The sequence below is a fragment of the Kribbella sp. C-35 genome (assembly GCF_046549195.1).
GTDB lineage: Bacteria > Actinomycetota > Actinomycetes > Propionibacteriales > Kribbellaceae > Kribbella.
This window is the reverse complement of sequence record NZ_JAJPWG010000001.1, coordinates 2,065,658-2,080,747: the sequence shown is the minus strand read 5'-3', so window position 1 is coordinate 2,080,747 and position 15,090 is coordinate 2,065,658. Positions and strand designations below refer to the sequence as shown.

Sequence of the window (15,090 nt, the reverse complement as noted above, 5' to 3'; positions counted from 1 at the left end):
CAAACTACACAAGCCGCTCCTCGGTCGACGTGGAGAAGAGGTGCAGCTTCTCGGGGTCCGGCGCCAGGTGGACGACGGTGCCCTTGTCGTTGTGCAGCCGGGTGCCGATCCGGGCGATGATCTGGTCACTGGTGTGCTCGGCGGTCCCGTACAGGAACGCGTCCGACCCCAGCTCCTCGATCACCGACACCTTCACCGGCAGACCGTCGTCCGCGAGGTGCAGCGCCTCCGGACGGACGCCGAGCGTCAGCGTCTTGTCGTCACCGGCCTTGGCGAGTACGTCGCGCGCGATCGGGACCACGTAGTCGCCGACCTTCGCGCCGCCCTCGACGATCTCGGCCTCGATCAGGTTCATCGCGGGCGAGCCGATGAAGCCGGCCACGAACTTGTTCCGCGGCCGGTCGTAGAGGTTCAGCGGAGTGTCGACCTGCTGCAGTACGCCGTCCTTGAGCACCGCGACCCGGTCGCCCATCGTCATCGCCTCGACCTGGTCGTGGGTGACGTACACGGTCGTGACACCGAGGCGGTGCTGCAGCTCGGCGATCTGAGTACGGGTCTGGACCCGTAGCTTGGCGTCGAGGTTCGACAGCGGCTCGTCCATCAGGAAGACCTGCGGGTTACGCACGATCGCGCGGCCCATCGCGACGCGCTGGCGCTGACCACCCGACAGGGCCTTCGGCTTGCGGTCCAGGTACTCCTCCAGACCGAGCAGCTTGGCGGCTTCCATCACTCGCTTGGCGCGGTCGTCCTTGTGGATGCCCTGCATCTTCAGGGCGAAGCCCATGTTGTCGGCCACCGACATGTGCGGGTACAGCGCATAGTTCTGGAACACCATCGCGATGTCGCGTTCCTTCGGCGGGGCGTTGGTCACGTCCCGGTCGCCGATGAAGATCGCGCCCTCGTTCACCTCTTCGAGCCCGGCGAGCATCCGCAGCGCCGTCGACTTCCCGGATCCGGACGGGCCGACGAGCACCATGAACTCGCCGTCCTCGATGTCCAGGTCGAGCTTGTCGACCGCGGCGATGTCGGTGCCCGGGTAGACCCGGGTGGCTCCCTTGAACGAGACAGTTGCCATGTCGCGCTTCCTTTCCTTCGCCGGCAGGAACGTGCCGGACGATCCGTAGCAAAGGCCCCCAGGTCTTGGGTGTCTGGTTGGTGATGTATCACCAAGCACTTCTGACAACGAACGACAGCCCACTTACATTCCCGGGTGATGTAAGTCTCGCGATTGACAAAAGCGATTTTTACGTACAAATTGTTTTGTGTGATGAAAGACGTGATGCATCTGGAGCAGCTCGAGCAGGCCGAGGCCCTGTTCAAGCCGCAGCGGATCGAGGTGCTGCGCCGGCTGGCGGAGCCGGCGACCTGCGGCGACGTGGCCGAGCAGCTCGGTCAGACTTCGCAGCGCGTCTACTACCACGTGAAACGCCTCGTCGAGGCGGGACTGGTGACCCAGGTGGACGAGCGCAAGGTGCGCGGGATCCGCGAGGGCATCTACCAGGCGACGGCCCGTTCCTACTGGCTGTCCCCGACGCTCGTCGGCCGGATCGGCGGACTTCGCCGGACCCGCGACGAGCTGAGCCTCGGCTACGTACTGGACCTGATGGAAGAGGTCCAGACCGACATCGCCGCGCTGGATCGGTCGGCTCCGGAGCTGCCGTCCATCGGGGTGTCCGGTGAGATCCGGGTTCCACCGGACCGACGGCGGGAGTTCTTCGAGGACCTGCGCGGCACGCTGCAGGACCTCTTCGAGCGCTACGGCGGCAGTGAGGGCGACGCCTTCAAGCTCGCGGTGGCCTGCTACCCCAAGGGAGACCGAACCAATGACTGAACCACTTGTCCTGCAAGTCCGTGCCAAGGCCGGCATCGACGACGTCCGGCAGGCGCTGACCGATCCGAAGGCCCTGAACCTCTGGCTCGGCGAGCACTCGACCGTCGACCTGCCCGGCACGTTCGAGTTCTGGGGCCGCTACATCCCCGAGGGCGACGCGCCGCACCAGCGAGTCCTCGGGTACGACGGAAGCACGCTGACGCTGGCGTGGACGCTCGGCGGCGAGGAGACCACCACCGAGATCACGCTGACCCCTGACGGCGACGACGCCACCGTGGTCAAGCTGTCGCAGACCGGCTTCGACTACGCGGACGCGATCAGCGGCGCGAACATCCGCGGCGTACTGCAGACCTTCTGGTCGCTGGCGCTCGCGAACCTCGTCGACCATCTCGACGGTCGCGAGCTCACCACCAGGCCGGACTTCACCTCACCGGTCTTGGCGGGTGAGGCGCTGATCGATGCGCCGGTCGCGCAGGTGTACTCGTCATTGACCGAGTCCGAGAAGGCGTCGGCCTGGTTCGGGTACCCGGTCGAGATCGACCTCCGGAAGGGCGGCCGGTTCGCGATGGGCGGGTTCGACGCCGGCCCGGGTGTGGAGATCGTCGACTTGGTCGAGGGCCAGAAGATGTCGATGGACTGGGGTCCGGCCGGGATCAGCACCTGGGAGCTCGCCGAGTCCGGCGGGAAGACCCGGCTCACCTTCGTGATGAGCGGGTTCGACGAGTCCAACCCGCCGTACGGCGCCTGGCTCGGCTGGCTCAGCGGCGTCGCCGCACTCCGCCGGTTCAACGAACTGCCCGACTGGAAGATCTGGGCCGCTTAGAAGTACGGACCTTCCGGGCGGGTCGAGTCGCCGATCAGATCGAGCAGGGCGGTCACCGCTCTGCTCGGTCGCCGCCCGGCGATCGTCACCACGGACAACGTCCAGGTGAGTTCGGCGCCGGTGATCGCCAGCTTGGCGACGCCAGGCTCCGCGGCCAGTTCGAGATCCGGTACGACGCCGACGCCCAGACCTGCCTTCACGTAGTCCGGGATCGTGGTCAGTTCCGGCACCTCGACCTGGATCCGCCGGGGCCTCCCGATCGTGTCGAAGGCCCGGTCGACCATCTTCCGGTTCCCGAAACCGGCCGGCATGTCCACGAACCGCTCGCCGGCGAGCTCGTCGAGTCCGATACCGGTGCGCTCGGCGAGCGGATGCGACGACGGGACCAGCGCCACGAATGGAACCGTGGCGATGTCGCGGACTTCGAGACCGGACAACTCCGGACGCGGCAGCCCGAGCAACGCAATGTCCAGACGACCGTGGCGTACGTCGTCCGCGAGGCCGGTGGACCCGGTCGGCGACGTCGCGACCTGCACCTCGACCAGCGGGTACTTGCGATGGAACGCCCCGAGCAGCTCGGCCATGTTCACCAGGCTGAGCCGGGCCAGCGTCCCGATCCGGATGCTGCCGCGCAACCCCGACGACGCTTCCTCGACCGCGGCCCGCGCCCGGTCCAACGCCTCCAGCGCGGCCTTCGCCTCGGGCAGCAACGCCTGACCGGCCGCCGACAGCACGACGCGCCGGGTCGAGCGATCGAAGAGGGTCGTCTTCAGGTCGGTCTCCAGAGCGCGTACGGCGGCCGAGACCGTGGACTGCACCGTGAACAGCCGGTGTGCGGCGCGGGTGAAACTCAGTTCCTCAGCGACGGCGACGAAGTACTCCAGCTGGCGACTGTCCACAGGCTCAATTATCGGATTTGACGATAAGAGCGTGCAAGAACTTTCGTTGGACTCGATAGATGCCGCGCGGCACGCTGGAAACATGTCCACCATGACGTCTTCGCGAGCCGGCGTACGGATCCGGTTCGCTCATGCTCCGGGGTTCTGGGTGATCGCGGCGGCCTTCCTCACCACGATGGCCTTCTCGACGATCCCGACGCCGCTCTATGCGATCTACCAGCAGCGCGACGGTTTCCCGACGTACGTGATCACGGTGATCTTCGCCAGCTACGCGGTCGGGGTGATGGCGTCGCTGTACCTGGCGGGGCATGTCAGCGACTGGCTCGGGCGGCGGCGGGTCGCGTTGCTCGCCGTACTCGCGGAGGCGGTGTCGGCGGCGATCTTCCTGATCTGGCCGGAGGTCCCCGGACTGCTGCTGGCGCGGTTCATCTGCGGCGTCGGAGTCGGCGTACTGACAGCGACCGCGACTGCGCACCTGTCCGAGCTGCGGCAGATCGCGCGTCCGGGTGAGGACCCGAGTCGGTCCGCGCTGATCTCGAGCATGGTGAACCTCGGCGGGCTGGCGTTCGGTCCGCTCGTGGGTGGGCTGCTGGCCCAGTACGTGTCGTCGCCGTTGGAGCGCCCGTACGAGATCTTCCTGGTGCTGTTGCTGATCAGCGCAGTGGGGATCGCGTTGGTGCCGGAGACCGTGGAGCGGTTGGAGGAGCGTCCGGCGTACCGGCCGCAGCGGGTGGCGCTGCCCTCGGCGGCACGTCCGCTCTTCTTCGCGTCCGCGATCGGTGCCTTCGCGGCGTTCGCGATCTTCGGTCTCTTCACGTCGCTGGCGCCGACGTTCCTGGCCGGCGTCCTGCATCACACGTCTCGCCTGCTCGCCGGGGTGGTCACCTTCGCCGTCTTCATCGCCGGCGCCGCGAGCCAGGCCGTCTTCGTCCGCCTCAGCCGCCCGGCTCAGCTCCGCCTCGGACTGGTCGCGATGTCCGTCGGTCTGGTGGGCGTCGCGGTCGGCGGTCTCATTCCGAACCTCTACCTCTTCGTCATCGGCGGCATCGTCGCCGGCGCGGGTGTAGGCCTCGTCTTCCGCGGCGCGGTCGCGACCGCAGCATCGCTCGCCGACCCGTCCTCCCGCGGCGAGGTCCTGGCCGCCCTCTTCCTGATCGCGTACGCCGGACTCGCGATCCCGGTCCTCGCGATCGGCCTGGGCATCGCCCTCCTTCCGGCCGAGGTCGCGCTGCTGCTCTTCTCGGGTTTGATCCTGATCCTGGTCAATGCCGCCGTAATCCGGATGCTGGCCGCCCAGCGCAGATGATGTGATGCGGGTGTGGACCTTGAACGCGACTACGGACTGACCGTCTCCTCGCTGGAGCCGCACCCCGGCGGCTTCGCGACCGACGGTTGGGTGGCGGACGGTCGATGGTTCGTAAAGGTGTGGAAAGAAGGCGAAGAGCCGTCGGGGCTCACGCAGTTGGCTGAGTTGGCCGCGCTCGGGCTGCCTGTAGTAGAGCCGTTGCGGACGCTGAAGGGTGAGCTGTCCGCAACGAACGTCGCCGTTTTCCCTTATATCGAAGGGCGTACGGCGGCCTGGAGCGACCGGCGTGCGGTGGCCCGGGCGTTGCGGCAGGTGCATGAGGCGCCGCTGCGAGTCACACTGCCAACCGCAGACGTCAGCGAGCCGCACATCTCCGCCCTTGGGCGGCACCTGCAGCATCCGTGGATCGCGGACCGGGCGGACGTGGTCGCGACGGCGATCGCGCGGTTGGACGACGTACGAACGCGACTCAAGCCGGTGCGCGACGTCGTGTGTCACACGGACTTGCACGGGCTGAACGTCTTGATCGACAACCACGGTGAGGTGGCGGCGATCCTCGACTGGGAGAACGCCGTGATCGGGCCTCGTGAGTACGACGTGTGGGTCGGGGCCGACGGTGATCGGCTCGCGGAGTTCCTCGACGAGTACGGCGCCGACGACCTGGACGCCGACCATCTCGAGTTCGCCCTCCTCGCCCGCGGCCTGCGGGACATGTCCGCCCGAGTGATGTCCGAGGTCGATCGACCCGGCGTAGACACCTGGGGCTTCGACCGGATCGCCCGCGTCGACAGCGACCTCGACGTGTTCCGCCAGTACTGCAGCTAGGCCGCGGCGCCTGGGCCGGGGAGGAGGTCGATGTCGTCGGCGTGCATCGGCTTGCCGCAGTGGGCGCAGGTGAGGTCGACGTGGCTGATCTCCCCGCAGGCGTGGTGCCGGTAGAGGACCGGCGGTCCGGCCGTGCCGGCCAGCCATTTGTCGCCCCAGGCAACCATCACCATCAGGACGTCGAGCAGTTCGCGGCCCCGGTCGGTCAGCACGTACTCGTACCGCGGCCGATTGTCGTACGGCCGGCGTTCCAGTACGTCCCGGTCGACCAGGTGGTTCAGCCGCTCGGTGAGCACCTTGCGAGAGATCCCGAGGTCCGCCTGGAGTTGCTCGAACCGGGAGAACCCGACCCAGATGTCGCGCAGGATCAACGGCGACCACGGCTCGCCGATCACGTCCAGCGTGCGCGCGATCGAGCACGCCATCTCACTGAAGTTCGTTCGCTGCATGGCACAAGTCTAGCGTTTGGGGTTCCCTAAAGGAACTCCGACATGTTAGCGTTCCTTCAAGGAACCCCAAGGGAAGGTGAACACGATGAGCAAGGTGGTCTGCGGTCTCTCCGTCTCGGTCGACGGGTACATCACCGGACGCGGCTCCGGTCCGGATCACGGCCTCGGCGACGCGCCGATGCTGTTCGACTGGTACTTCGACGGCGACACCCCGAGCCAGGTGTTCGACGGGTTCAAGCTGAGCGCACCGAGCGCACGGGTCTTCGACGCGGTCGCAGGCCGGGTCGGCGCGATGGTCGCCGGGCACAAGACGTACGACGACTCGGGCCACTTCGGCGGCGGCAGCCCGCACCCGAAGGCTTCTCTGGTCGTGCTGAGTCACGGTCCGGTGGCGGAGATCAGCGAGAAGCAGACTCTCGCGAACACCATCGAGGACGCGATCGCCGCGGCGCGTGACCTGGCCGGCGGGAAAGATGTCGGTCTGATGGGCGGCGGTGTCGCGACCGCGGCACTCCAGGCGGGGCTCGTCGACGAGCTCGTGCTGCATCAGGTGCCGATCCTGCTCGGTGGCGGCCGGCCGTTCTTCCAGGAGCTGCCGGAGCATGTTCGCCTGAACCTGATCGAGGCCGTGCCGGCGCCCGGCGTCACCCACCTCCACTACGAGATCGTCCGCTGAAATCGTCCACTGAAACCGTCCGCCGAAGGAGTATCGCCATGCTGAACCCCGCCGTACGTAGCGCCGTCGAGAGCACGTCCATCGCCCACCTGGCCACCGTTCTGCCGGACGGGTCGCCGCACTCCATCCCGCTCTGGGTGAGCTTGCTCGACGACAAGATCATCTTCCTGACCGGCCCGAACTCCCAGAAGGCCCACAACCTCCGCCGCGACCCCCGCGTCGCGCTGTCCCTGGCTCCGGTCGACAACCCGTATGAGCCAGTCATCGTCCGCGGCCGCGTCGTCGAGTGGATCGACGGCGACGCCGGCTGGGAACTCGTCGACCAGATCGCCCAGAAGTACATCGGCCAGCCCTACGGCCGCGACGCAGAACGCGTCATCGGCGTCATCGAGGTCGACCACCAGACGGTCGGCGTCAGCTGACCTTAAGATTCCCGCATGGGTGTGACTGTGACGGTTGGGGAGCAGGACGCGTATCTCGCGCGGGTCGGGCGGGCCGGGATGTTGCTGCTCCCGATGATCACCGGGATCGGTGAGCAGATCCGGGAGTGGGCCGACGAGCTGGCCGGGGAAGGGATCACCGCGCTGGCGTGGGATCCGTTCAAAGGACGCAGTACCGACAACGCCACCCGGGAAGAGCTCAGCGGGATGGTGCGGGAGATGGACGACGACGCCGCACTCGCCGAGCAGAGCGCGTTGCTGGACTACCTGTTCGACGACCTCGGGTGCAGCAAGGTCGGCGTCATCGGATGGTGCCTCGGGGGACGGTTCGCCTTCCTGCTCGGGGCGCGCGACCAGCGGGTCGCGAACGTCGTCGCCTTCCACCCGACCGTGCCGTCGAACCGGCCGCCGCATCACACGTACGACGCGATTGCCGAGGCCGCTGGGGTCACGGCGCCGGTGCTGGTGAGCTACCCGAGCGCGGACGCCGCCGTACCGAATGCGGACTTCGAGACGTTGCAGACCGTGTTGCAGGCGCGGACCGCCGGCGCGACGTTCGCACAGTACTTCCCGGGTGCGGACCACGGGTTCTCGGACAAGTCCCGGCACGGCAAGGACGTCAACGCGGACGCGTTCCGGCTGGCGTGGCCGCAGGCGCTCGCGTTCATGAAGTCGACGGTCGCCTGAGCTCAGCCTCCAGCTGGCGGTGCAGTTCGCCGAGCCGACTGCGGCCGGGAGCGCCGTCGGGATAGCGCGCGAGAACCTCGCGGACCGTGGGCGGCACGCGTTCGACCGCCCACCTGATCACCGCATCGGCCGCTACTCGGCGCACTGTGCGGTCCACAGGCTCAGCTGCCGAAGCTCGTCGAGGCTCAGCGGAATCTCGTCATGACCCATGAGCCTCAATCGTGTCGTTGAACTCGCCGCTTGAAGCTTTCACGCCGCCCGACGATGCGCGGTAGGCGTGACGCCGCGGACCCGCTTGAACGCAACGCTCAACGCGAAAGCGTTCGCGTATCCGACCCGCCGGGCGATCGTCTCGACGGTGTCCCGGGTCGAGCGCAGCTGATCTGCGGCGAGCGTGATCCGCCACCCGGTCAGGTAACTCATCGGCGCCTCACCAACGACCGCGGAGAATCGCCGGGCCAGCGATGCGCGCGAGATCCCGACCCGGTCCGCGAGCTCGGAGACGTTCCACGGGTACGCCGGATCCTCGTGCAGCAACCGCAACGCCGTACCCGCCACCGGATCGGTCTGCGCCTGGTACCACCCCGGCGCGTGCGAATCCGGCCGGGCGAACCACGCCCGCAGCGTGGTGATCAGCGCCAGGTCGAGCCACCGGTCCAGCACGCTTTGCTGACCGGGCGCGTCCCGCTGGATCTCGCTGGTGATCATGTCCATCACCGACCCCGCCACCTCGGCGGCCGGTACGACGAGCACCGAGGGGAGTGCGGTGACGAGTCTCCGGTTGACGTCGCCGGCCACCTGGTAGGTGCCGCTGGCAACCATCACTTCACCCGACTTGCGGGCGCCGTACGTCCGCACGCCGAGCCGGGCCGAGTAGTCGATCGGTGCCCCGGGCAATGGTTCGCAGATGCCGCCGGGGTGGATCCGCAGCTGCGGCGCGGTGCTCAGGCTGTCGCTGACGACGTACGGCTCCGGGCCGGTGACGATCGCGACGTCGCCCTGCTCCATCCGCTGCGGCTCGAGACCCTCGCGGGTCACCCAGCCGGAGCCGCGGATCAGGGTCGCGAGCGCCAGCGTCGCCTCGTCCCGGATCTCCAGCGCCCAGGGCAGATCCAGGATCGTCAGGTTGAACACCCCGTCCTGCGCGCGGGTCCCGGCCAGCAGTTCGTCGAGCACGTCCATACGACGAGCCTACGTCAGGCTGAGCGTTCCGAACATCGAATTGCGGCATACGGCCATGGTTTGTCTCACCGCGCTCCGGTGGACTAGAGCCATGAACCCGATTCTGATCCTCAGTGGCAAAGGCAAGACCGGCCGTCGCGTCGCGGCGCAGCTCGAGGCGCGGGGCGTCCCGTACCGGCTGGCGTCCCGCTCCAGCGAGCGGCGGTTCGACTGGTACGACGAGAGCACCTGGGCGGAGGCGATCCGCGGCACCGATACGGCGTACCTCGCGCCGCCGGTCGGGCCGACCGGACTCGCGCAGGCCGGCAAGTTCGTCGAGCAGGCCGACGGGCTGCGGCGCGTGGTCCTGTTGTCGGGCCGCGGCGTCGGCAGCCCGGGCCGCGACTTCGCCGTGTACGACGGGCAGCTCGACCTGGAGAACGTGGTGAAGGCGAGCGGCCGGGATTGGACGATCGTGCAGCCGGCCTGGTTCGCGCAGGGCTTCAGTGAAGACTTCCTGCGCTACCACGTGCTGGCCGGCGAGATCCGGCTGTCCGCCGGCACCGGCGCGGAGGCGTGGATCGACACCGACGACGTCGGCGACGTGATGACCACCGCCCTCCTCGACGAGTCGTACGTCGGCCAGACCCTCGCGATCTCCGGCCCGCGCACCCTCACGATGACCGAGATCGCCGACGAACTCACCGTCGCAACCGGCCGCCCGATCACGTACGTCGACCTCGACACGGAGAGCCACGTCGCGGAACTGATCGAGCAGGGCCTGACGCCGGAGGACGCCGACGCGGTCCGCGACCTGTTCGCCGTGATCCGCAACCACCGCTCCGAGTACGTCTCCACCGGAGTAGACGAAGTCCTCGGCCGCTCACCCCGAGACTTCACCACCTGGGCGCGCGAAACCGCGAAGACCGGAGTGTGGGCGGGGTGATTGCGGATCGGTCAGCGGTGTTGCATCTCGGTCCACTCGTCGTGGGTGAGTTCCTGGAGCTCCGCGGAGGGGGTCTTGGACTGGAGTTGGCTGCCTCCGCCGACGGCGCCGCCGCCGAAGACGATGTTGGCCCAGTTGTTCTGGGCGATCAGGATCGACGTGGTCTTGTCGCCGTTGATGTCGGCAGCCGTGGTGGTGTCGGTGGTGTCGCCGTCGCAGTTCCAGTCGATCGGCTGGTTCGCGGCGCCGGCCGTCGTCTTGGTCGAGCCGTTCGGGCACTTCCAGCTCGTCCGGTACCCGGCGCCCAGGCTGCCGAGGCCGACCGTCTCGTCCGGCCGGGCCTCGTTGATCGAGGTCGGCTGGACACTCGAGTACCCCCAGTACTTGGTGCCGTCGGCCTTGAGCACGCCACCGAGCTGGAACGAGTAGTTCATCACGCTCAGGTAGTTCGGCTTGTAGTTCAGGTTGTCGGTGCCGCCGTGCTTCAGGCCGATGTTGTGGCCGAGTTCGTGGATGAACGTGCCCACGTTGGTGTCGTCGGTCGCGTTCCAGTTGCACTTCGGGCCGACCGTGACGATGAACGTGTCGTTCGGGATGTTGAAGGCCTGGCCGCTGCTGCAACCGCCGTCGTAGCTGTCGCCCCAGAGCATGTAGTGGAAGACGGCCTTGCGCGCCGACGCGAAGTTGGCCGCCTTGATCGCGTTCGTCTGGGTGGCCGACGGGTTCAGGTCTGCGTCGTACGCGACCTCGTTCCCACCGCCGAGGTTGTACGCCGTACCGCGAGCGGAGCCGGCGTCGAGGTGGATCTTGATACCGGTGCTGCCGTCCGGGTTGCTGACCGGGGCGGACGCGAAGACCTGGACGATCCGGTCGAGGCCCGCCGTGGTGGTGAGCCGGCCGGCCATGTAGTCCATCTCGACGAAGAGGTCCTTCTTCTTCGGGTTCGCGCCCATCCCGGGCAGGTCCACGTCGACGACGCCGTCACCGTTCGCGTCGTACCCGTTCGTCTCCCAGGTGTCCGGCAACGAGTCGCCGTCAGTATCGGTCGCAGCCACCACCCGCTTCTCGGTGTCGGCGTGCGGGAAGGGCGCCGCCACCGCGCTCGAGGCTGCGAGCGCGGCGGCGGCAAGAGAGGTCAGTACGGCGAACAAGGCGGGGCGGGGCCTCATCAGATCTCCTTCGGGGGCGGTGGGTGATCTGAGCGCTACCGTAGGTGAATTCCATCGTTGAGAACGGCCCAGCGGGGACAGTGACGCAATTGGGTCAGTCGGCCGAGCGGAGCATCGTGCGGATGCCGACGGTCAGCCCGAGTGCCGCGGTCACGATCGCCGCGACCCAGCCCCACAGCACCGCGCTGGACAGTACGTCGCCCGAGAACAGGGTCCGCTCGGCGTCGACGACGTACGACAGCGGGTTGAACTTCGCGGCGACCCGCATCCAGCCGGGACCGGTCTCGAGCGGCAGCAGCATCCCGGACAGGATCATCAACGGGAACAGGAACGTCTGCTGCACCACCCAGAACATCCAGTCCTGCTTGCGTACGGCGATCGCCAGCGCGTAGCTGAACGAGCCGAGCCCGACGCCGAACACCGCTAGCAGTGCTAGCCCGATCAGCGCGCCGCCGAGGTGCAGGTCGAACGCGAACGGTGTCATCACCGCGATCACGATCACGGCCTGCCCGAACAGCGGGACCATCTCCTTCAGTGCCCGGCCGATCAGCAACGAGGAGCGGGACAACGGCGTGACCAGCATCCGCTCGTGCGCACCGGTCTGGAACTCGAACAGGAGGTTCGCGCCGGTCGTCGACGTACCGAAGAGCGTGGTCATCACCAGGATCGACGGGACGAACCACTGCCAGACGCCGTCGCCGAACGTGCCGCCCATCGATCCGGACAGCAGCGGGCCGAACAGGGCGAGGAACACCAGCGGCTGGATCATCCCGAACAGCAGGCTGAACGGGTCCCGCAGCACCGGCTTGAGTTCCCGCGTCATCACGATCCGGATGTCGCGGAGCAGGTTCCGGGAGGGCTGGGTCGAGGTCGCGGTCGAAGTTGCCGACAGGGTCAGGGTGGTCATCAGGCTGCCTTTCCGTTCGAGTCTTCACGCAGGCTGCGGCCGGTGAGGTTGAGGAACACGTCGTCGAGGGTCGGGCGGTGCACCTGCGCCGCCGCGATCGGTACGCCGCTGAGCTGGGCGGCCGCGACCAGTTCGGGAAGCGCCGCCGGTCCGTCCGCGACCCGAACGCTCACCTCGTCGCCGACGGCAATCACTTCGCGGGCCCCGGGCAACTTCCCGGCCAGCTCGCTCAGCCGCGCGATGTTGCTAGGAGCAACCGTCACCGCGAGCCGGTCGCCGGCCAGGGTCGCCTTCAGTCCGTCGGCGGTGTCGTCGGCGATCACCTCACCGTGGTCCACGACGACCACGCGCTCGGCCATCGAGTCGGCCTCGTCCAGGTAGTGCGTGGTGAGGACGATCGTCATCGCGTACTGCTCGCGCATCCGCAGGATGTGGTCCCACAGGTTCGCCCGGTTCTGCGGGTCGAGGCCGGTCGACGGCTCGTCCAGGAACAGCAGCGACGGCGCGTGCACGAGCCCCATCGCGACGTCGAGCCGCCGGCGCTGCCCGCCCGACAGATCCGACACCTTGCGCCGCGCCAGGTCCTTCAGTTCCAGGGCCTCGAGCAGTTCGCCGGCTCGCAGCTTCGCCGTACGGCGGTCGAGGCCGTAGATCACGCCCTGCCCTACGAGCTCGTCGCCGACCCGTTGCGAGTGGCCGGCGCCGTTGCCCTGTCCGACGTACCCGATCCGGCGCCGGACCTGGCTGGGTTGCGTGGTCACGTCGTACCCGGCGACCGTCGCGGTGCCCGAGGTCGGCGTGATCAAGGTGGTGAGCATGCGCAAAGTGGTCGTCTTGCCGGCGCCGTTCGGGCCGAGGACGGCGACCAGTTCACCGGGTTCGACGTCCAGGCTGATGCCGCGGACCGCGTGCACGGTCTCGGTACGGCTCACCACGAAGTCCCGGGTGAGCGCTCGGGTGCTGATCACGATCTCTCCTTCGGTCAAGGTCTCTGCCTCAGACATTTCCAGGGAAAGAGGACAGGTTCTGGCCGCTACTCATGGCAATCTGAAGTCATGTCCGAGACCTCAGCCCGACTGCTCGCGCTGCTCTCCTTGCTTCAGGCCCGCCGCGACTGGCCCGGCCAGCTGCTGGCCGACCGCCTGGAGGTCAGCCCGCGGACCGTCCGCCGGGACGTGGACCGGTTGCGCGACCTCGGGTATCCCGTGCGCGCGACCAAGGGACCCGACGGCGGCTACCGCCTGGACGCGGGGGCCGATCTGCCGCCGCTGCTTTTCGACGACGATCAGGCGATCGCGGTCGCGGTCGCCCTGCAGACGGCGACGACCACGGTCACCGGGATCGAAGAGGGCGCGCTGCGGGCGCTGGCCACCGTTCGTCAGGTGATGCCGGCGCGGCTGCGGCAACGGGTCGACGCCCTGCAGGTGACCACGGTCGACCGCTACGCCAACCGCCGTACGACGGTCGACTCGGACCAATTGATCGCGATCGGTACGGCGCTTCGCGCGAACGAGGTACTGCGGTTCGACTACGCCGCGCCCGGTGCGTCGGAAGAGGAGTGGGTGCCGCCGCGGAAGGTCGAGCCGCATCATCTGGTGACGTGGGGCGGGCGGTGGTATCTCGTCGGCTGGGACCTGGATCGCAACGACTGGCGGACGTTCCGGGTGGATCGGATGACGCCGAAGTCGCCGACCGGGCCGCGGTTCACGCCGCGTGAGCTGCCGGCGCCCGACGTGGCGACGTACATCTCCAGCAAGTTCCGCGGGCAGGACCGCAATCCCTGCCGTGGTGAGGCGATCCTGCAGGCGAAGGCGTCGGACATCGCGCAATGGGCCGGCCACGGGGCCGTGGTCGAGGAGCTCACGCCGACGAGTTGCCGGCTCGCGCTCAGCGGGTGGTCGTGGACCGGTTTGGCCGCGACGTTCGGGATGTTCGAGTGCGACCTGGAGTTTGTCGGGCCGCAAGAGTTGAAGGATGCGGCGACACAGCTGGCCGCACGCTATCGGGAGGCTGCTTCGTGACCGCAGAACTGATCGTCGTGGATGCTGCCGCCTGGCTGAGGTGGCTGCACGAGAATCACGAGGAGTCGGATGGCGTCTGGCTCGTGCTGGCCAAGAAGAACGTGACGACGCCGACGAGCTTGACGTACGACGAGGCGCTCGAGGAAGCCCTGTGTCACGGGTGGATCGACGGGCAACGGCGGGGACGCGACGAGCAGACGTTCATGCAGCGGTACACGCCGCGGCGCGCGCGGAGCCTGTGGTCGAAGCGGAACGTCGGCCTGATCGCTCGCCTCGAACAGGAAGGGCGGATGCGTCCGGCCGGACGCGCCGAGGTCGAGCGCGCGCAGGCCGACGGCCGCTGGGACAACGCGTACGGCGGGGCGGGCGCACTCGAGATCCCGGACGATCTCGCGGCCGCGCTGGCCGCCGAGCCGAAGGCCCAGGCGATGTTCGAGATCCTGACCAGCGCCAACCGGTTCGCCGTCGTCCACCGCGTCACCAACGCCAAACGCACCGAAACCCGAGCCAAGCGGGTCGCGCTGTACGTCGAGCAACTGTCCCGCGGCGAGACGATCTACCCGCAGAAGCGGACTCTTTAGACCAGATCGAGGGTTGCGTCCTGGCCGGCGGTGAGTGGGAAGTAGGCGAGGAAGGTGACGCCTTCGTCTTCGGTGTCGAAGCGGGCGATACGTTCGACGGCGGGCTCGTAGAACACGTCGCCGGGGTGCAGGACCTGCGGCTCGGTGTCCTCGGCCTGCTGGTAGACGGCCGACCCCGACACGATGTTGCCGAACACCGGGCCGTTGTGGACGTGGGCGCCGAGCGCGGTGTGCGGGTCGATCGTGATCCGGCGGACCTCGACACGCTGCACCGGGAGCGCCTCCGGCAGGTGCTGATCCAGGACGACTACACGGCTGATCGATTCGTTCATGGTCGTATCGTACATACCAATAGGTACAGAGCGCCCG

The 15,090-nt window shown here is 68.1% G+C and carries 19 protein-coding genes; 10 read left to right on the top strand and 9 right to left on the bottom strand.

What is annotated here, in order from left to right; all coding sequences use genetic code 11:
* Window positions 1–4: 4 nt before the first annotated feature.
* On the bottom strand, window positions 5–1,075 hold the full coding sequence (locus ACLJOO_RS10580) for an ABC transporter ATP-binding protein (RefSeq protein WP_410786704.1): 1,071 nt from the start codon (window positions 1,073–1,075) through the stop codon (window positions 5–7).
* A 192-nt stretch (window positions 1,076–1,267) separates the two neighbouring features.
* Here ACLJOO_RS10580 and ACLJOO_RS10575 point away from each other — a divergent pair, with 192 nt between their 5' ends.
* Both ACLJOO_RS10575 and ACLJOO_RS10570 read left to right on the top strand, forming a co-directional pair.
* Complete coding sequence (locus ACLJOO_RS10575; protein ID WP_410786703.1) at window positions 1,268–1,831, top strand: ArsR/SmtB family transcription factor; 564 nt, start codon at window positions 1,268–1,270, stop codon at window positions 1,829–1,831.
* A complete protein-coding gene (locus ACLJOO_RS10570; protein ID WP_410786702.1) occupies window positions 1,824–2,654 on the top strand; it encodes an SRPBCC family protein in 831 nt (276 codons plus the stop codon). Before ACLJOO_RS10575 ends, ACLJOO_RS10570 begins: the two co-directional genes overlap by 8 nt.
* On the opposite strand, the gene ACLJOO_RS10565 is transcribed toward ACLJOO_RS10570, so the two are convergent.
* Complete coding sequence (locus ACLJOO_RS10565; RefSeq protein ID WP_410786701.1) at window positions 2,651–3,553, bottom strand: LysR family transcriptional regulator; 903 nt, start codon at window positions 3,551–3,553, stop codon at window positions 2,651–2,653. The genes ACLJOO_RS10570 and ACLJOO_RS10565 overlap by 4 nt on opposite strands.
* A gap of 91 nt (window positions 3,554–3,644) precedes the next feature.
* Here ACLJOO_RS10565 and ACLJOO_RS10560 point away from each other — a divergent pair, with 91 nt between their 5' ends.
* Both ACLJOO_RS10560 and ACLJOO_RS10555 read left to right on the top strand, forming a co-directional pair.
* Complete coding sequence (locus ACLJOO_RS10560) at window positions 3,645–4,859, top strand: MFS transporter (protein ID WP_410786700.1); 1,215 nt, start codon at window positions 3,645–3,647, stop codon at window positions 4,857–4,859.
* A gap of 12 nt (window positions 4,860–4,871) precedes the next feature.
* Window positions 4,872–5,684 carry a phosphotransferase enzyme family protein gene (locus tag ACLJOO_RS10555; RefSeq protein WP_410786699.1) on the top strand — a complete coding sequence of 271 codons (813 nt, stop codon included), beginning with the start codon at window positions 4,872–4,874 and terminating at the stop codon, window positions 5,682–5,684.
* Here the strand turns inward: ACLJOO_RS10555 and ACLJOO_RS10550 are convergent.
* Window positions 5,681–6,133: a winged helix-turn-helix transcriptional regulator gene (locus ACLJOO_RS10550; RefSeq protein WP_410786698.1), complete on the bottom strand. Its 453-nt coding sequence runs from the start codon at window positions 6,131–6,133 to the stop codon at window positions 5,681–5,683. The genes ACLJOO_RS10555 and ACLJOO_RS10550 overlap by 4 nt on opposite strands.
* Window positions 6,134–6,218: 85 nt before the next feature.
* Between ACLJOO_RS10550 and ACLJOO_RS10545 the strand changes: the two genes are divergently transcribed.
* Genes ACLJOO_RS10545 through ACLJOO_RS10535 form a run of 3 tightly spaced genes read left to right on the top strand, consistent with a single transcriptional unit; the run spans window position 6,219 to window position 7,936 of the window.
* Window positions 6,219–6,809 (top strand): dihydrofolate reductase family protein, encoded by a 591-nt coding sequence (locus tag ACLJOO_RS10545; protein WP_410786697.1) that lies wholly within the window; start codon window positions 6,219–6,221, stop codon window positions 6,807–6,809.
* A gap of 38 nt (window positions 6,810–6,847) precedes the next feature.
* Window positions 6,848–7,231 carry a TIGR03618 family F420-dependent PPOX class oxidoreductase gene (locus tag ACLJOO_RS10540; protein ID WP_410786696.1) on the top strand — a complete coding sequence of 128 codons (384 nt, stop codon included), beginning with the start codon at window positions 6,848–6,850 and terminating at the stop codon, window positions 7,229–7,231.
* A 15-nt stretch (window positions 7,232–7,246) separates the two neighbouring features.
* Window positions 7,247–7,936, top strand: a complete 690-nt coding sequence (locus ACLJOO_RS10535) for a dienelactone hydrolase family protein (RefSeq protein WP_410786695.1) — start codon at window positions 7,247–7,249, stop codon at window positions 7,934–7,936.
* Here the strand turns inward: ACLJOO_RS10535 and ACLJOO_RS10530 are convergent.
* Both ACLJOO_RS10530 and ACLJOO_RS10525 read right to left on the bottom strand, forming a co-directional pair.
* The gene (locus ACLJOO_RS10530; protein ID WP_410786694.1) at window positions 7,914–8,093 is read right to left on the bottom strand and encodes a hypothetical protein; all 180 of its coding nucleotides are present in this window, start codon (window positions 8,091–8,093) and stop codon (window positions 7,914–7,916) included. The genes ACLJOO_RS10535 and ACLJOO_RS10530 overlap by 23 nt on opposite strands.
* Before the next feature lie 92 nt (window positions 8,094–8,185).
* The gene (locus tag ACLJOO_RS10525; protein ID WP_410786693.1) at window positions 8,186–9,118 is read right to left on the bottom strand and encodes an AraC family transcriptional regulator; all 933 of its coding nucleotides are present in this window, start codon (window positions 9,116–9,118) and stop codon (window positions 8,186–8,188) included.
* Between the two features lie 91 nt (window positions 9,119–9,209).
* On the opposite strand from ACLJOO_RS10525, the gene ACLJOO_RS10520 reads away from it, so the two are divergent.
* Window positions 9,210–10,043, top strand: a complete 834-nt coding sequence (locus ACLJOO_RS10520; protein WP_410786692.1) for an NAD(P)H-binding protein — start codon at window positions 9,210–9,212, stop codon at window positions 10,041–10,043.
* A gap of 11 nt (window positions 10,044–10,054) precedes the next feature.
* Here the strand turns inward: ACLJOO_RS10520 and ACLJOO_RS10515 are convergent, their stop codons facing one another.
* The 3 genes from ACLJOO_RS10515 to ACLJOO_RS10505 all read right to left on the bottom strand — a co-directional run bounded on the left by ACLJOO_RS10515 (window position 10,055) and on the right by ACLJOO_RS10505 (window position 13,087).
* Entirely contained in the window at window positions 10,055–11,212 is a 1,158-nt protein-coding gene (locus ACLJOO_RS10515; protein ID WP_410786691.1) for a zinc-dependent metalloprotease family protein, read from the bottom strand.
* A 94-nt stretch (window positions 11,213–11,306) separates the two neighbouring features.
* Window positions 11,307–12,119 (bottom strand): ABC transporter permease, encoded by an 813-nt coding sequence (locus ACLJOO_RS10510; protein ID WP_410786690.1) that lies wholly within the window; start codon window positions 12,117–12,119, stop codon window positions 11,307–11,309.
* Window positions 12,119–13,087 (bottom strand): ATP-binding cassette domain-containing protein, encoded by a 969-nt coding sequence (locus ACLJOO_RS10505; protein ID WP_410786689.1) that lies wholly within the window; start codon window positions 13,085–13,087, stop codon window positions 12,119–12,121. Before ACLJOO_RS10505 ends, ACLJOO_RS10510 begins: the two co-directional genes overlap by 1 nt.
* A gap of 87 nt (window positions 13,088–13,174) precedes the next feature.
* On the opposite strand from ACLJOO_RS10505, the gene ACLJOO_RS10500 reads away from it, so the two are divergent.
* Together ACLJOO_RS10500 and ACLJOO_RS10495 are read left to right on the top strand one after the other, a co-directional pair.
* Window positions 13,175–14,140 (top strand): helix-turn-helix transcriptional regulator, encoded by a 966-nt coding sequence (locus tag ACLJOO_RS10500; RefSeq protein ID WP_410786688.1) that lies wholly within the window; start codon window positions 13,175–13,177, stop codon window positions 14,138–14,140.
* Window positions 14,137–14,721 carry a YdeI/OmpD-associated family protein gene (locus tag ACLJOO_RS10495; RefSeq protein ID WP_410786687.1) on the top strand — a complete coding sequence of 195 codons (585 nt, stop codon included), beginning with the start codon at window positions 14,137–14,139 and terminating at the stop codon, window positions 14,719–14,721. Before ACLJOO_RS10500 ends, ACLJOO_RS10495 begins: the two co-directional genes overlap by 4 nt.
* Here the strand turns inward: ACLJOO_RS10495 and ACLJOO_RS10490 are convergent.
* Entirely contained in the window at window positions 14,718–15,053 is a 336-nt protein-coding gene (locus ACLJOO_RS10490; RefSeq protein WP_410786686.1) for a cupin domain-containing protein, read from the bottom strand. The genes ACLJOO_RS10495 and ACLJOO_RS10490 overlap by 4 nt on opposite strands.
* Window positions 15,054–15,090: the final 37 nt, after the last annotated feature.

Coding starts and splice junctions, on each gene's coding strand:
- ACLJOO_RS10490 (WP_410786686.1), bottom strand. CDS start 15,053: ATGAACGAATCGATCAGCCGTGTAGTCGTCCTGGATCAGCACCTGCCG.
- ACLJOO_RS10500 (WP_410786688.1), top strand. CDS start 13,175: ATGTCCGAGACCTCAGCCCGACTGCTCGCGCTGCTCTCCTTGCTTCAG.
- ACLJOO_RS10510 (WP_410786690.1), bottom strand. CDS start 12,119: ATGACCACCCTGACCCTGTCGGCAACTTCGACCGCGACCTCGACCCAG.
- ACLJOO_RS10560 (WP_410786700.1), top strand. CDS start 3,645: ATGACGTCTTCGCGAGCCGGCGTACGGATCCGGTTCGCTCATGCTCCG.
- ACLJOO_RS10540 (WP_410786696.1), top strand. CDS start 6,848: ATGCTGAACCCCGCCGTACGTAGCGCCGTCGAGAGCACGTCCATCGCC.
- ACLJOO_RS10580 (WP_410786704.1), bottom strand. CDS start 1,075: ATGGCAACTGTCTCGTTCAAGGGAGCCACCCGGGTCTACCCGGGCACC.
- ACLJOO_RS10520 (WP_410786692.1), top strand. CDS start 9,210: ATGAACCCGATTCTGATCCTCAGTGGCAAAGGCAAGACCGGCCGTCGC.
- ACLJOO_RS10525 (WP_410786693.1), bottom strand. CDS start 9,118: ATGGACGTGCTCGACGAACTGCTGGCCGGGACCCGCGCGCAGGACGGG.
- ACLJOO_RS10515 (WP_410786691.1), bottom strand. CDS start 11,212: ATGAGGCCCCGCCCCGCCTTGTTCGCCGTACTGACCTCTCTTGCCGCC.
- ACLJOO_RS10550 (WP_410786698.1), bottom strand. CDS start 6,133: ATGCAGCGAACGAACTTCAGTGAGATGGCGTGCTCGATCGCGCGCACG.
- ACLJOO_RS10545 (WP_410786697.1), top strand. CDS start 6,219: ATGAGCAAGGTGGTCTGCGGTCTCTCCGTCTCGGTCGACGGGTACATC.
- ACLJOO_RS10575 (WP_410786703.1), top strand. CDS start 1,268: ATGAAAGACGTGATGCATCTGGAGCAGCTCGAGCAGGCCGAGGCCCTG.
- ACLJOO_RS10570 (WP_410786702.1), top strand. CDS start 1,824: ATGACTGAACCACTTGTCCTGCAAGTCCGTGCCAAGGCCGGCATCGAC.
- ACLJOO_RS10535 (WP_410786695.1), top strand. CDS start 7,247: ATGGGTGTGACTGTGACGGTTGGGGAGCAGGACGCGTATCTCGCGCGG.